Genomic DNA, 15,313 nt, shown 5'->3' with positions numbered 1-15,313 from the left:
TAAGAAAGATAGGCGGCAGTGAGCTTGATCAATCAATCCTGGCGCTGCAGTCGCGCATGGCGGCAATGCCCTGCAGCGACGCGGCGCGCAGCGCTCACTGGCCCGGGCGCCGCATGCGGAAGCGTGCCTGCGCCTGCACTTCGAAATAGTCGGCGGCGCCGCCGGCGCGCAGAATCGTCTGCACGGCTGCGGGATCGTAGATGCCGTCCTGCAATGCCGCGTGCGCCAGATGCACGCCGACCACTTCGCCCAGGACCAGCCAGGTTTCGATGGCCTGCCCGGCTGCGCTCTGCAGCGGCAACAGCTGGCTGAGCCGGCATTCGAAACTGACCGGACTGGCCGCCACGCGCGGGGCACCGATCAGCCGCGATGGCGCCATCTGCAGCTCGGCCAATACGAACTCGTCGACCTCCGCCGGCACCATCGCCGCACTGGCGTTCATCGCCTCGGCCAATGGGCGCGTGGCCAGGTTCCAGCTGAACTCGCCGGTGGCTTCGATATTGCGCAGGCTGTCCTTGCGGCCGATGCTGGCGAAACCGACGATCGGCGGCACGTAGTTGAACGCATTGAAGAAGCTGTAAGGGGCCAGATTGGCGATGCCCTCGGCGCTGCGCGAGCCGATCCAGCCGATCGGCCGCGGACCGACGATGGCGTTGAACGGATCGTGCGGCAGCCCGTGGCCCTGGCCTGGTTCGTAGAAGTGGAAGCTGTCGCTGGCGGTGCTCATCGTGATCCGGATGCAGGTGTGAACGAAGCGAGGTGGAAAATCAGCTGCACGCTGGCGCGCAGCTGATTGCGGGCATTGCGCGCGCGGGTCGCCGGTGTATCGACGGTGCTGACGACTGCATCGAGACTGACGAAGGTTACGGCGGCCCTTGCGACGTGCGCGCTGCGCATTTCGATCAACGCTGCAGGAAGTTTTTCAGCAAGGCCTGACCGTGCTGGGTCAGGATCGACTCGGGATGGAACTGCACGCCTTCGACCGGAAACTGGCGATGGCGCAGGCCCATGATCTCTTCGATCGAGCCATCCGGATTCTCGGTCCAGGCGGTGACTTCCAGCGCGTCGGGCAAGGTGGTCTTGTCCACCACCAGCGAGTGGTAGCGGGTGGCTTCGTAGCTGTCCGGCAGGCCGGCGAACACGCCCTTGCCCTGGTGGCGGATCGGCGAGGTCTTGCCATGCATGATGTTGTCGGCGCGGATCACATCGCCGCCATAGACCTGCCCGATGCTTTGATGCCCCAGGCACACACCCAGGATCGGCGTGGTCTGGCCCAGCTGCTCGATCAGCTGCAGCGAGATACCGGCCTCGTTCGGGGTGCACGGGCCGGGCGAGATCACGATGCGCTCGGGCCTGAGCGCGGCGATCTGATCCACGCTCATCGCGTCGTTGCGCACCACCGTGACCTCGGCGCCCAGCGCCTGCAGGTACTGCACGAGGTTGTAGGTAAAGCTGTCGTAGTTGTCGAGCATCAGTAACATTTCAGGCCTATCTCTTTGTTTTTTAAAGGGCAACAGCCCGAAACAACCCGCCGATACCCGCCCTGATCCCTTTCAACCCGCCTGGATACCCAAGCGGCCGGGGAGCGAGCAACACCGAAGCATATCTTCGCACGGGCTCGCTCAGCGCTCCTGTGTCCGATCAACGCGATCAGCCATGCAGACGCGTCATCCACGCTGTCCCTGCCCGGACCACAGTGCTCCGACAGGTCCGGACCGGCTAGACAACTTGCACCTCACGCGCGGAACGCCGGCTGTCTCCAGCCTGGATCCAATGCTCGCCGCCATGCGTCCCTAACGATGCGCTCGGCGTGACGGCAGTTCGCATCCTCCGCTCCGGGCAAACTGGAAAGACGTGATGCTTCGAGAAATTGGCAGGCGTGGAGATGTTTCCACACAACCGCGCTCAGCTGACCTCCATCACGCAAAGGCTTTCCATGGCTCTGTCGTTTCGTTCGCCGTCCCCCATGCTCATCGCTCTTTCCGCGTTGCTGGCAGCGCTGACGGCCTGCGACAGATCAACGCCGTCGGCGGCATCCGCGCCGCCCGCGGCAGCAACGCGGCCTGCAGCGGCGCCCGCGATAAACTGGCATGAGGGAAATGTGGAGAAAGCCCTGGAGGAGGCCAGGAACACCGGCAAACCACTCCTGTTGTACTGGGGCGCCATCTGGTGCCCACCGTGCAACCGGCTCAAGGCCACCACGTTCAAGGACCCGGGGTTCATCGCGCAGACGCGGCAATTCGTGGCAGTGCATCTGGACGCAGACCTGCAAGAAGCCCAGACCTGGGCCGAACGCTTCGGCGTCAGGGGGTATCCCACGGTCATCCTGCTACGCCCGGATCGCAGCGAAATCACCCGGCTGGTGGGCGACAGCAGTACCGCCCAGCTTGTCGATAGCCTGCGCGTTGCAGCTCAATCCACCGCAAGTACAAAGCAGATCCTGGAGCGGGCGCTCAACGCTCCACAAACGCTAAAGCCGGACGAGTGGACTCTTCTCGGCAATTACAGCTGGTTGCAGGACGACCAACTGGTCGATGCAAAGGCTGCGCCCGGCACCCTGGCTGCACTGGCGAAGGCGGCACCACAGCCGGCCTTGCAGCGCCGCTTCCAGCTGCTGGCAGTGGCCGTCACCAGGCAGAAGCCCGTCGCAAGCCCGGCGACGTACACGTTGCTGCAAACCGTGTTTTCCAACCCGTCGGAGGTGCGCAACAATCTTGATGTGCTGGTGCGTGGTGCTGCCACGCTGGTTGCTTCCGCAACCGACGATCCGGGCAAACGTGCCGCATTGTCCAGGGAGTTCAATCAGGCGTTGGCGCAGGCCTATGCCGATCCCACCTTGCCCATCGTTGATCGTTTGCGGACCGGGTATGCCGAGATCGACCTTGCTCGCCTGGCACAGGGACAGCCGACCAGAGCGGAAATGAATAAGCCGCAACCTCCGCTGCCTGCAGACGTGGTCAAGACCGTGCACCAGCGCGTGCAGTGGGCGGTGACGGAAGCCAAGACCGATGAAGAGCGTCAGTCCACGATCACAAGTGCTGCCGGCTTGTTGGCGCTGGTGGGCGATAACAAGGGATCTGCGCAATTGATGCAGGCCGAGTTGACGCGTAGCAAGACACCGTCCTACTACATGCCCTACCTGGGCATCCTGGCCGAACAGCGCGGTGACACCAAGGCTGCGCTGTCATGGTTCAAGCAGGCCTACGATTCGAATGGTAGCCAGGGGACCGTGGTTGAGCGGGGCATGACCTATCTGGATGCGCTGGTCCGGCTCAGCCCGGAGGACGGTACAGGTATCGAGACGCTTGCAAGCCGAGTGATCGGCGATCTGGCGCGGCAATCCGATGGCTATCTCAAAGACAATCGCCAGCACTTCGAGGAAGTCGGCGCATCACTGAAGACCTGGAGCAAGCAGAGCCCGACAGGCAGCGCGGTGCTGACGCGCCTGCGCCAGAAGGCGCAGACACGTTGCGCCGACGGGAACAAGCCGGCCGCCTGCGCCGACTGGCTGGGGTGAGGCGGGGCGTAGTCCTGATGCGCCTGCGAAGGTCGGCACAGGCACGCACCGCGCAGGTGGTTCGCCCATCAGAAACGCAGCCAATGCCATCCCGTCCTATTCGGCCAGCTCACGCATGACCTTGATCAGGTCGGACTTGCCCTCGAAGCCGATACCCGGCAACTCCGGCATCACGATGTGTCCGTCCTGGACCTGGACGCCATCCGGAAACCCGCCATATGGCTGGAACAGGTCCGGATAACTCTCATTGCCGCCCAGACCCAGGCCTGCGGCAATGTTGAGCGACATCTGATGACCACCGTGCGGGATGCAACGTGCGGGCGACCAGCCGAACTGCTCCAGCACCTCCAGCGTGCGCAGATATTCGACCAGGCCGTACGACAGCGCGCAATCGAACTGCAGGTAATCGCGGTCCGGACGCATGCCGCCATAGCGCAGCAGGTTGCGTGCATCCTGGTGCGAGAACAGGTTTTCGCCGGTTGCCATCGGCCCCGGATAGAATTCGCTCAGGGCGGCTTGCAGCGCGTAGTCGAGCGGATCACCGACTTCCTCGTACCAGAACAGCGGATAGTCGCGCAGCATCTTGGCGTAGGCGATGCCAGTCTCCAGGTCAAAGCGCCCATTTGCATCCACCGCCAAGCGGGCCTGGCTGCCGATTTCCTCAAGCACCGACTCGATCCGGCCGCGATCCTCCTCGATGGACGCGCCACCGATCTTCATCTTGACCACGTTGTAGCCACGGTCCAGATAGCCGCGCATCTCTTTGCGCAAGGCACTGTTGTCCTTGCCCGGGTAATAGTAGCCACCGGCTGCATAGACGAAGACGCGGGGATTGGCTTGCCGGCCTTTCATCTGCGCCAGATAGCGGAACAGCGGCATGCCGGCGATCTTGGCGGTCGCATCCCAGATCGCCATATCCAGCGTCCCCACTGCGACGGAGCGCTCGCCGTGACCACCCGGCTTTTCGTTGGACATCATCGCCTTCCAGATCCTGGACGGATCCAGATTGTCGCCGGCGTCGTTGCACAGCGATGCACTGTCTGCCTCCAGGATGCGATCGCGAAAGCGCTCGCGTATCAGTCCGCCCTGTCCATAGCGCCCATTGGAGTTGAATCCGTAGCCGACGACCCGACGGCCGTCGCGCACCTGATCGGTGACCACCGCCACCAGACTGGCGGTCATCTTCGAAAAATCGATGTAGGCGTTACGGATCGGCGAGGAGATCGGCTTGGTGATTTCAACGACATCGATGATACGCATTGGATGGTCTCCCGCAGGTTGGTGTGAGTTATGGATCGGTTGAAGAGGCTGCGACAGGCATGGGCTCGCCCGCTTGTTGACGACGCATGATTTCCCGGGTCTTGGACAGATCCAGCGCGCCATCCCACTTGGCAATGGCAAGCGTGGCGACACTGTTGCCGATCAGGTTGACCACCGCCCTGGCCTCGTTCATGAAGCGATCGACGCCCAGCAGAAGCACCAGCCCTGCAACAGGCACCGTGTCGATGGTGGAAAGCGTTGCGGCCAACGCAACGAAACCCGCGCCAGCGACACCAGCCGATCCTTTCGAGGTCAGCAACAACACCCCAAGCAAGGCAATCTGTTGATAGACCGGCAGCGGCGTATTGGTCGCTTGCGCCACAAAGATGGCTGCCATGGTCAGGTAGATACAGGTGCCGTCCGCATTGAAGGTGTATCCGGTAGGCAGGACCAGGCCAACCGTCGATTTGCGCACGCCGGCCAGTTCGAGCTTCATCATCATGCGCGGCAGCACGGCTTCGGTCGAACAGGTTCCGAACGTGACAAGTATTTCGTCCTTGATGAACCGGAGAAGGCGCAAAAGTGGAAAGCCCGTCCACCGTGCGATCGCTCCCAGCACCACAAACACGAACAGTGCCGACGTCACGTAGACGGCCAGCATCAAATGCCCCAGCGACCACAGGGTGGCAAGGCCATACTTGCCGATCGTGAAAGCGATGCCCGCACCGGCACCCAGTGGCGCGAGTCGCATCACCATGTTGATCATCTTGAACAATGCCTGCAGCCCGTTATCGATGAGATCGACCAGGGGCTTGCCACGCTCGCCCAGCTGCAATAGCCCTACTGCAAACAACACCGATACCAGGATGACTTGCAGCATGCTGCCTTTGGCGAAGGCGTCCACCAGCGTGGTGGGAATGATGTTCAGCACAAAGTCCACCATGCCTGCATCGTCTTTTGCGCGATCGACATACTGCCCGATCGCGCTGCTGTCGATCGAACCGGCATCGATGTTCATGCCCTCGCCGGGGCGGATGATGTTCACCACGACAAGACCAATCGCCAGTGCGAGTGTCGACACGACCTCGAAGTAAATCAGCGCCTTGATGCCGGTTTTCCCGACCTCTCTGACGCTTCCCATCTTGGCGATACCGACCACGACCGTTCCAAAGATGATCGGTGCCAGAAGCATCTTGATGAGCTTGATGAAACCCTCTGCGACAGGCTGCAAGACCACACCCAGATGCGGCCACACATAGCCCACCAGGCCGCCAATGACGATGGCGATCAGCACCTGCACGTAGAGCTGGCCAAGCACCTGTCTTATGCCACTTCGTTTCTGCATGATCGCCCGCTCCCGTCGACATGCGAACCCACCGGAATTGCCGCTTGCTGGACAACCTGCCTGTGGAGGCGTTGCAAGTTCGAGTCGGAGCGTAAGGGCCAGCGCCCAAGCGCTGCCAATGCCTTTTTTATGCGCTTGATGCACAATCGGCATCATGGAACTGACATGGCTCGAAGACTGCTTGGCGTTGGCTGAGACCCTGAATTTCTCGCGCGCCGCACAACGTCGCTTTGTCACCCAGCCGGCCTTCAGTCGGCGCATTCATGCCCTCGAAGAATGGTTGGGCACGCCGCTGTTCACGCGCTCGCGCAAGGAAGTGCTGATGACGCCGGCCGGCGAAGCGTTCGTTCGCAAAGCATCCGGGTTGGTCTCGGGCATTTACGCTGCGCGGCAGGAAACACTGGAAGTGGCCGGGCGACACCGGCCTGCGTTGGCGTTCCTCGCCACCCATGTTCTTTCTTTCACGTTCTTTCCGGCATTTGTCAGGCGCATCGAATCAAACACCGGTATCGGTGCGTTTCAGCTGGTCTCCGACACGCTCAGGGCGTGCGAAAAATTGATGCTGCAAGGGGCAGCGCAATTCCTGCTCTGCCACCATCATCCGCGGATGCGTCTTGGGCTGGACACGGAACAATTCGAGCGGGTTGTGGTCGGCAACGATGTGCTTCAGCCCTTCAGTGCAGCGAAGGAAAATGGCGACGGCAGCCCACGTTGGTCGCTTGCCTCGACCGATACAATGCCCTTGCTGTCCTACAGTGCAGATTCCGGCCTGGGCCGCATCATCGCCGGGCATCCAGCGTTCAAGGATGTGGACCCGCGCCTGACACCTGCGCTCACTTCCGATCTTGCAGCGACCTTGCTGGCCATGTGCCGCTCTGGTGCCGGGATCGCGTGGCTGCCGCGCACACTGGTGGAAGAGGACCTCGCCAAAGGGCTGCTGGTCCATGCAGCGCCCGGCGACACGCACTGGGATATCGGCATGGAGATCTGCCTGCTACGTCACACCGGCGGCTTACCCCGGCAAGCCGAAGACATGTGGGAAAAGCTCAAGCAAGGCAAGCTGGAGACCTAGCGGGTGCGGCATGCGCGCTGCTGCGCGCTTGGAATCCGGGCGCTTGCCGCCGCTATCCGCCTGCGGGCCGTCCTGGCGCTCCCGCGCACAATCCTTCCATCACCGTCTCCATGAGCCAGGCCAGGCGTGGCTGCCAGTTCTCGGTGGCGTCGATCTGCCAGATCCCTGCGATCGCCAGGAAAAACTTGTCCGTGGTGATCCCTGGACGAATCGTTCCGGCCTTCTCGTTGGCATCCAGCAGCAATTGGGCGGCAGCGATCACGGGGGCATAGCCTGCGTTGCCTGCGCACTCCTTCGCGTTGGCGACAACCCGAAGCGCATCCGCCAGGCCCGCCTTGGTAATGGCGTATTCGGCCAGACGGTTCATCCACTCGCGTAGCGCCTGCTCCGGCGGACGCGTCTTCAGCAACTGCTCGGCGAACCCGGTGACCTGCAGCATCTCATGGCGATAGACCTCTACCACCAAGGCCTCCCGCGTCGGGAAGTGGCGGTAGAAGGTCCCTTGCCCGACGCCTGCCTTCTTGGCGATCGCGCTCAGTGGCACATCGGCCGAGCGCACCAGCTCCGCAAGCGCCACGGACAGGATGCGCTCGCGGTTTTGCAGTGCATCGGATCGCGTTGGCTTTTCCACACCCTGTTCCTCACTGAATTTGTTGACAAACGGACAGTTGTCCGCCAACGTTTAGGAGCAAGCGGACTGTTGTCCGTTTGGATTCTACTCCTTCCGTACCCAGGAAACATCCATGAAGAACAGCGGCAACACCATCCTCATTACCGGCTCGACCTCTGGCATCGGCCTTGGACTGGCGCTGCGGCTCCAGCAGGCTGGCAACATGGTCATCGTGTCAGGGCGAAAGAAAGCGCTGCTGGATCAGATCACTGCCGAGCATCCAGGCATCGAGGCAATCGAAATCGACGTTGCGGACGCGGACTCCATCGTCCAGGCCAGCCGCGTGGCGGCCGAGCGCTACCCCGCCTTGAATGTGGTGATCAACAATGCCGGCATCATGCCGAGCGAGAACGTCTTCAAGCCAGAGTCCTTGCAGGCTGCCGAAGACGCGATTGCCATCAACCTGCTCGGCACCATCCGCATGACCTATGCATTCTTGCCGCAACTTGCAGGCAACAACGACAGCGTCATCATCAATGTCAGTTCCGCGCTGGGCTTTGTGCCGTTCCCGGCTGCAATGACCTACAGCGCCAGCAAGGCCGCGGTGCACTCGTTCACCGAAGCCTTGCGTGTGCAGCTGGCCGACAGCACCGTGCAGGTCATCGAGCTGGTGCCTCCGGGCGTTCGCACCAAACTGTATGGCCAAGGCAACGACGAACATGCCATGCCCCTGGACGAATTCCTCGACGAAGCACTGGCGCTGCTGCATGCAGAAAACACCCCGAAGGAGATTGTCGTGGAACGCGCCAGGTTTCTTCGCGATGCGGCGGCCAATGGCAGCTACGACGAGATGCTGGGAATGCTTTCCACCGTCAAGTTCTAGGGCTGGCGCAGAACATCCAACTCGTCAGCACGGCGCCACCGCCGTGCTGACGCCGGTCATTCACCCGTGGGCGCATGAATGACTGCAAGGCCGCTACCGCGAGATGCGCAGGCATGTTCGCCGCGCGCATCCAGTGCTTCTAAGTGAGCGCCTTCGACACCTTTGCAGCGCGCAGACCATCCCGGTGCGATGTGCACCTAGCTGGATCCATTCGGTTTGGCACCCGCTCCTCGCGAGGGTTCTTCCGATCCCCTGGAAACGGATCTCAGCGCGGCGCGGTCACTGCCCGATTGCGCGCAACGATCGTCTCGTGACTTGGCGGTGCGTCGGCCCCAAAGAACTCGGCCATCAGTGCATCGCGATGACCCGGTGCATCACCCTTCACTGCGGCCTTGAGCGCTGACGCCAGCTCAGCGGTCGGAAGTTCGGTGCAATACGCAGGCGTGCCTGGCTGCTGCCGCCATGAATCTGCAAGATTTCCCGCGTCGACCGAGTCGAACCCGGCAGCGTCGAGCAGTTGCTGCGCGATCGCCTTGCCGGCCGGACTGTCGCCTGCCACTGGGATGGCGATCCGGTTCTGCGTGCCTGCGGGCTTGCCGCGCTCAGCCAGTGTCCTGGCGAGCACGGCATTGAATGCCTTGATGATGGGCCGGCCAAGCTGCTCGCTGGACCAGACACTTTCCAGCTTGCCGCCGTCGACTTCCGGGATCCTGGTGCCGAGCTGCGGGTAGTAGTTCGAGGTATCGATCACCACCACCTCTGCGGGCACGGTAGAGAACAGCTCCGCAACCTCGGGGATCCGGGCGAACGGGATGGACAGCACGATCACCTCGACGTCCTTGACCGCCTCTTCAGCGGCGACAGGCTCGGCGCCGATTGTTTCTGCCAATTCGCGAATGCTGTCGGGGCCTTTTGAACCAGCCAGTTTGACGACATGCCCGGCTGCAACGAATTTGCGTGCCAGGGTGCCACCGATATTGCCTGCGCCAATGATGCCGATGTTCATGTGTGCTCCTTCCGATGTGTGTGACGTGCTGCGGCTCACGCAGTGATGCGTGGATCGCGCCCGTATTGGGCAGGTTCGCCCAGGTGGTCGCGCAGCGTGGTGCCCCGGTAATCGCGATGGAACAGACCGCGTTGCTGCAGGATCGGCACGACTCCATCGACAAAGGCGTCGATGCCGTCGTCATTGATATCCGGTGAGATCCAGAAACCATCGGCCGCATCTGCCTCGAACCAGGCTTGCATGTGGTCGGCCGCCTCGACCGCCGGGCCCACAATCACCGGGTGATAGTCGATGACGCCATGGGCCAGGATGTCGCGCAGGCTCCAGCCCTCCCGCGCGATCTGCAGCGCCTTTGTCGAGCGAGGATCCTGCGGCGACGGGCGTGCCGCAGCCAGTTGCGCGGGCGACAGAGGCCGCTCGAGTGCAGCAGGATCCAGACGTAGCCCGAGCATCTGTTGCAGGTAACCCAGCCGCTGAGGAAACGTATGCGCGGTCAGTGCAATCCGGCGATCCAGTGCCGCACGGCGATCCTGCGCGATTGTCGTCATCAGCCCGGGAATGAACTTGATCTCGTCCGGGTCGCGGCCGGCCTGCTTGGCGGCGTTGCGGAAGGCGGTGCGTTGCGCGCGGGCATCTTCAATGCTGAAACACGCACCGATCACAGCACTGGCATAACGTCCGGCCAGCTCCAACGCATTGGGACTGCCGCCGGCATGGAAGATCACCGGCTGGCCCTGCTCGGAGGGTGGGATATACAGCGGTCCGCGGGAGCCGACGAACCTGCCCTGCAGGTTGATCGGCGCAATTTGCCTGGCGTCGGCAAACCGGCCAGAGGCCTGGTCGTGCAGCCAGGCATCCTTCCCCCAACTGCCCCACAACGCCTGCACCAGTTGCACGAATTCGTGCGCACGTGCGTAACGATCCGCGCTGGACGGAATTTTTCGCCCGTAGTTCGCGGCGACATCCTCGCCACTGGAGGTCACCGCATTCCAGCCGGCACGCCCGTGGCTCATGATGTCCAGCGCCTTGAACTGCCGCGCCAGATTGAACGGCTCGTTGAACGTCGTGGAGCCGGTGGCCACCAGACCGATACGCTCGGTGCCGCGTGCAACGGCAGCCAGGGTCATCATCACGTCCAGGTTGAAGTGAGGCGCTTCGTTGTCGATATCGGCCACCGCGCTCGGACCGTCAGGCAGGAAAATGAACTGGAATTTCCCACGCTCGGCGGCCTGCGCCTGACGCACGCGGGCATCGAAGCTGGTGTAGTTGGTCGGATCCACCCACGGCATGCGCCAGGCTCCCGGCTGGGAGCCGTAGCCATTGCCCAGATGCAGGCCAATGATCATCGTCTTGGAGTGGCTCATGCGTTTCTCGATCTGCAGTGGTGGTGCGTGCGTCTGGCGGTGACAACCGGCGGAGACGACGACAGCCGGCCGCCGCCTGCAGTCTCGAAACCTTCCGGTTCAGAGCGTCCCGCAAAAGGGAGACACACTCCGTTTGTGCCGAGAAATATATGGAGATACACTCCGGATATCAAGAACCAGGCTAACCGACCCATGTCCTCCGACGTTCAGCCACGCCCTCCGCGCGCCGATGCCCAACGCAACAGGACCCATATTCTTGAGGTCGCCGGCAACGCCTTTGCCGAGGAAGGCATCGATGTGTCGATGGACAGCATTGCCAAGCGTGCAGGCGTTGGCCCGGGGACCTTGTATCGGCACTTTCCCAGCCGCGACGCCCTGCTGGCAGCGCTACTGGAAACGCATTACGCCAACCTCGAGCAAGCACGCATGGCCATCAGGGCAGAAGAGCACGACCCGGGGCGTGCGCTGCAACGATGGATCGAGGCATTGGGAAACTGGATGAATGCCTACGAAGGTCTTCCGGAGCCGCTACGGGCCGCATGGTCCCAGCCAAGTTCGGTGTTGATGCCGACCTGCCAATCCGTGGTCGAGGCCTCAGGCGTGTTTCTGCAGGCTGCACAACGCTCCGGTCAGGCGCGGGCATCGTTGACTGGCCGCGACATCTTTCTTGCCGCGCTTGCGATCGCATGGGCAGGAGCTGCCAGCGGTGACGCGGACAGCGACGCGCGGCAGGCGCTGCAGGACGTGCTGCGCTCAGGCTGGGCGCTTCCTGCGTGAAAGGCTTCCCTCGCCCCGCAAACCACCCCGCTCTCCACACAGAAGAACCCATCATGAAGCTAGGCATTATCGGCACTGGCCATATCGGCAAGACGTTGGTGAAAAAGCTGAGTTCGCTCGGCCATGAGGTCAAGGTTGCCAACTCGCGTGGGCCAGAGACGATTGACCTGCAACTGCTGTCCGCGGGCGCTCGCGCAGTGACTGCGCAAGAGTGTGTGGTCGATGTCGATGCCATCATCCTGTCGATCCCGTTGAACAGGATTCCGGAGTTCAAGCCGCTGCTGGCGCAGGTTTCAAGTGATGTCGTACTGATCGACACGTCCAACTACTACCCCGCGCGTGACAGCAAGATTGACGCCATTGAAGCGGGCCAGGTCGAGAGCCTGTGGGTGGCTGAGCAATTGGGCCGCCCGATCGCCAAGGCATGGAATGCGATCGGGTCTGGTTCGCTTGCCGAGAAAGGCCAGCCGGCCACTGCGCCCGGCCGTATCGCCATCCCCGTGGCGGCTGATCGCGACACTGATCGCGAGGTCGCGATGGCATTGGTGAACGACACCGGCTTCGACGCGTTTTATTCGGGCCACCTGGCCGATTCCTGGCGCCAGCAGCCAGGAGCGCCTGCGTATTGCACCGATCTGACCAGGAGCGAGATGGGCGATGCACTCGCCAGCGCCGACCGCAGCCGACTGGCGAAACGTCGCGACCTTGCCGTGGCGGTCATGCAGGAAAGGTTGGGCGACTCCGCAACCAATCCCGATGCAGGCTTCGGCGCCCGGATCAGCAGAGCCATCTACATGTAGCCAGGCAGGTCGGCAACATCGCCATGCAGTCAGTGCGTTTTAAAACGCAGGCAGGTGTTGCCGAGCATGAGGATGGCAAGACGGCGGCACGGCGAACAGCGGTTTGTGCCAGGCGTGCAGCCGCCCGTCCTGACATGCGTCAGGAGCACCCCGACAGCTCGGCCGTTTTCTGAAGGGTGCGATGATAATTTAGTGACAGACATTCCAGTTTTGGACAAGGACGCCGTTATTGGGGAACCGGTGCCAGGCTCGCTAACAGCGTGGGCATCGATGCCTCCACTGATCTCTCCTGGGACGTCCATGATCGCCTTTCTTCAACGCTTCAACGTCGGCCACCGCCTGGCCGTTGCATTCGGAATCCTGATTCTTCTCTCAGGCCTGCTGGTGGCCACCGGCCTGAGCACGATGGCGAACGCACGCGCGCAGTTGGACTTCATCGTTCTCGACCGCACCGCCAAGATCCAGATCGGCAACGGCATGCTGGATGCCAACTCATCGCTGCTGATCGCACTGGGCACGTATGCCATGGCGACAAGCGAGGAGCTCAACACCGAAGCGCTCAACACCATCAACGCCCAGCGTCAGCGCTACCAGGAGCTGCGCACCAGGCTGGATACGCTGTCCAGCTCGGAGGAAGGGCGGAAGATCCGTAACGAGATGGACGAGCGTCGGGCGACTTCCGTGAAGTTCAACGACGAAGTCATGGCACTGGCCGCCAAGAACGAGAACGCGCAGGCCCAGGACATCCTCAGCGAACAGGCGCGGCCTGCCACGCTCGCCTGGCAGGACAAGATCCGCGAGCTCGTCACCCGGCAGGAAGGACAGAGCAGACAGGCCTACGCAGAAGCAGTCCGGTCGATGGATCGCGGCAAGCTCCTGCTCATCCTTGGCGGTGCCGCGGTCGTGCTGGTCAGCAGCCTGCTGGCCTGGCTCATCACCCGCAGCCTGACCCAGCCGCTGGCACGCGCCACCAACGCAGCCGAGGCGATCGCCAAGGGTCAGCTCGGCAACAACGTGCAGACACAGGCCAGGGACGAAACCGGCCGCTTGCTGCGCGCCATGCAGGGCATGCAGACACAGCTGCAGGCTCTTTTGACTGCACAGGGCGACATGGCCAAGCGCCACGACGAAGGCCAGACCAGCTTCCGCATGGATGCCCAGGCCTTCCCGGGCGACTACGGCCGCATGGCCGAGGACACCAATGCGCTGGTGGCCTCCCACCTGGCCGTGCAGTCCAACCTTGCACGGATCATGGGCCGCTATGCCATCGGCGACCTGAGCGAGAGCATGGAGCGCCTGCCCGGTGAGAAGGCCGTGCTGACCCAGACCATGGACGAGGTCAAGGCCAACCTGTCCGCGATGAACATCGAGATCAAGCAGCTGGCGCAGGCTGCCGCGGACGGTGACTTCACCGCGCGCGGCGATGCCGAGCGTTTCCAGTACGATTTCCGCGTCATGGTGGAGAGCTTGAACCTGCTCATGGCCACCGCGGACAGCAACCTGCAATCGCTGTCTTCGCTGCTGCAGTCCATCGCCGCAGGCGACCTGACCGCACGCATGACCGGCGAGTTCAGGGGTGTGTTCGCGCAGATGCGCGATGACGCCAACACCACCGCCGCGCAGCTTGCGGAGATCGTCGGCCGCATCCAGCAGTCGGCAGTGTCGATCAACTCGGCGGCCAGCGAGATTGCCGCCGGCAACCAGGACTTGTCGCAGCGCACCGAACAACAGGCGGCCAACCTGGAAGAAACCGCCGCCTCGATGGAAGAGCTGACCTCCACCGTGCGCCAGAACGCCGAACACGCACGTCAAGCCAACCAACTGGCGATTGGCGCGGCAGGCGTGGCGTCCCAGGGCGGCGAGATCGTGAGCAAGGTCGTGGGCACCATGGCCGGTATTGAAGCCTCGTCCAAGAAGATTGCCGACATCATCTCCGTCATTGACGGCATCTCGTTCCAGACCAACATCCTGGCCTTGAACGCGGCTGTGGAAGCGGCACGTGCCGGCGAACAGGGCCGCGGATTTGCCGTGGTTGCCTCGGAAGTGCGCACGCTGGCCCAGCGGTCCACCGCCGCGGCCAAGGAGATCAAGACCCTGATCGACGACTCGGTCGAACGCGTCACCGAAGGCTCTGCGCTGGTGCACACGGCGGGCACCACGATGGCCGAGATCGTCTCCAGCGTGCAGCGGGTGACCGACATCATGGGTGAGATCTCCGCAGCGTCGCAGGAACAGTCGGCAGGCATCGAGCAGGTCAACATCACGGTCACGCAGATGGACGAAACGACGCAGCAGAACGCGGCCCTGGTCGAGGAAGCGACCGCTGCAGCCCGTGCGATGGAGGAGCAGGCCACGCAGCTGACCGAGGCGGTGGCGGTCTTCAAGATCGACGGACAGAAAGCTCTTGCGGTCGGCGCAGCTGCTGTTACGTCAGCCATTGCCAAGTCCGCAAGCAGGAAAACGGCAGCGCCCCTGAAGACACCTGCAAAGCTTGTTCCGCACCGGGCACCACGCAAACTCGAGTCAGTCGCCGGCGCAACAGACGGCGCAGGCTGGCAGGAGTTCTGACCGAACCGTGGTGGGCCCGGATTTCCGGGCCCACCCGCGTTCTGCTCTTGCACATCACTGCGCAGCATGGGATCCGCGTGGTCGGTCGCACCGACTGCTCGGGAACAACGG

At 62.8% G+C, this 15,313-nt stretch carries 13 protein-coding genes; 6 read left to right on the top strand and 7 right to left on the bottom strand.

Annotated features, from left to right (window positions below; all coding sequences use genetic code 11):
• Positions 1–94: 94 nt before the first annotated feature.
• Both ABQY74_RS02810 and ABQY74_RS02805 read right to left on the bottom strand, forming a co-directional pair.
• Positions 95–727, bottom strand: a complete 633-nt coding sequence (locus ABQY74_RS02810) for a flavin reductase family protein (RefSeq protein ID WP_016902430.1) — start codon at positions 725–727, stop codon at positions 95–97.
• Positions 728–902: 175 nt separating this feature from the next.
• The gene (locus ABQY74_RS02805) at positions 903–1,481 is read right to left on the bottom strand and encodes an aminodeoxychorismate/anthranilate synthase component II (RefSeq protein WP_016902431.1); all 579 of its coding nucleotides are present in this window, start codon (positions 1,479–1,481) and stop codon (positions 903–905) included.
• Between the two features lie 455 nt (positions 1,482–1,936).
• Here ABQY74_RS02805 and ABQY74_RS02800 point away from each other — a divergent pair, with 455 nt between their 5' ends.
• Positions 1,937–3,517 (top strand): thioredoxin family protein, encoded by a 1,581-nt coding sequence (locus ABQY74_RS02800; protein WP_349793479.1) that lies wholly within the window; start codon positions 1,937–1,939, stop codon positions 3,515–3,517.
• Positions 3,518–3,613: 96 nt separating this feature from the next.
• Here ABQY74_RS02800 and ABQY74_RS02795 read toward each other — a convergent pair whose 3' ends face one another.
• Together ABQY74_RS02795 and dctA are read right to left on the bottom strand one after the other, a co-directional pair.
• On the bottom strand, positions 3,614–4,777 hold the full coding sequence (locus tag ABQY74_RS02795; RefSeq protein ID WP_039518632.1) for a mandelate racemase/muconate lactonizing enzyme family protein: 1,164 nt from the start codon (positions 4,775–4,777) through the stop codon (positions 3,614–3,616).
• 28 nt (positions 4,778–4,805) lie between these two features.
• Positions 4,806–6,122 (bottom strand): C4-dicarboxylate transporter DctA, encoded by a 1,317-nt coding sequence (gene dctA / locus ABQY74_RS02790; protein ID WP_164741672.1) that lies wholly within the window; start codon positions 6,120–6,122, stop codon positions 4,806–4,808.
• A 154-nt stretch (positions 6,123–6,276) separates the two neighbouring features.
• Here dctA and ABQY74_RS02785 point away from each other — a divergent pair, with 154 nt between their 5' ends.
• Complete coding sequence (locus tag ABQY74_RS02785; RefSeq protein ID WP_184230301.1) at positions 6,277–7,194, top strand: LysR family transcriptional regulator; 918 nt, start codon at positions 6,277–6,279, stop codon at positions 7,192–7,194.
• Between the two features lie 52 nt (positions 7,195–7,246).
• Here the strand turns inward: ABQY74_RS02785 and ABQY74_RS02780 are convergent, their stop codons facing one another.
• Positions 7,247–7,825, bottom strand: a complete 579-nt coding sequence (locus ABQY74_RS02780) for a TetR/AcrR family transcriptional regulator (RefSeq protein ID WP_039522468.1) — start codon at positions 7,823–7,825, stop codon at positions 7,247–7,249.
• A 112-nt stretch (positions 7,826–7,937) separates the two neighbouring features.
• Between ABQY74_RS02780 and ABQY74_RS02775 the strand changes: the two genes are divergently transcribed.
• Positions 7,938–8,687: an SDR family oxidoreductase gene (locus ABQY74_RS02775; protein WP_104571456.1), complete on the top strand. Its 750-nt coding sequence runs from the start codon at positions 7,938–7,940 to the stop codon at positions 8,685–8,687.
• Positions 8,688–8,952: 265 nt separating this feature from the next.
• Here the strand turns inward: ABQY74_RS02775 and ABQY74_RS02770 are convergent, their stop codons facing one another.
• Together ABQY74_RS02770 and ABQY74_RS02765 are read right to left on the bottom strand one after the other, a co-directional pair.
• Positions 8,953–9,693, bottom strand: coding sequence for an NADPH-dependent F420 reductase (locus ABQY74_RS02770; RefSeq protein ID WP_104571455.1), 741 nt, complete (start codon positions 9,691–9,693; stop codon positions 8,953–8,955).
• Positions 9,694–9,728: 35 nt separating this feature from the next.
• Positions 9,729–11,057 (bottom strand): NtaA/DmoA family FMN-dependent monooxygenase, encoded by a 1,329-nt coding sequence (locus ABQY74_RS02765; RefSeq protein ID WP_184230303.1) that lies wholly within the window; start codon positions 11,055–11,057, stop codon positions 9,729–9,731.
• 192 nt (positions 11,058–11,249) lie between these two features.
• Here ABQY74_RS02765 and ABQY74_RS02760 point away from each other — a divergent pair, with 192 nt between their 5' ends.
• From ABQY74_RS02760 to ABQY74_RS02750, 3 genes are all read left to right on the top strand, one after another.
• Positions 11,250–11,834 carry a TetR/AcrR family transcriptional regulator gene (locus tag ABQY74_RS02760; protein WP_065050354.1) on the top strand — a complete coding sequence of 195 codons (585 nt, stop codon included), beginning with the start codon at positions 11,250–11,252 and terminating at the stop codon, positions 11,832–11,834.
• Between the two features lie 53 nt (positions 11,835–11,887).
• Positions 11,888–12,634, top strand: a complete 747-nt coding sequence (locus ABQY74_RS02755) for an NADPH-dependent F420 reductase (protein ID WP_047127973.1) — start codon at positions 11,888–11,890, stop codon at positions 12,632–12,634.
• Positions 12,635–12,934: 300 nt separating this feature from the next.
• Positions 12,935–15,202, top strand: coding sequence for a methyl-accepting chemotaxis protein (locus ABQY74_RS02750; protein WP_349779761.1), 2,268 nt, complete (start codon positions 12,935–12,937; stop codon positions 15,200–15,202).
• Positions 15,203–15,313: the final 111 nt, after the last annotated feature.

Source organism: Xanthomonas sp. WHRI 7064, from assembly GCF_040202355.2.
Lineage (GTDB): Bacteria > Pseudomonadota > Gammaproteobacteria > Xanthomonadales > Xanthomonadaceae > Xanthomonas > Xanthomonas arboricola.
This window is presented reverse-complemented; position numbering and strand designations above follow the sequence as displayed.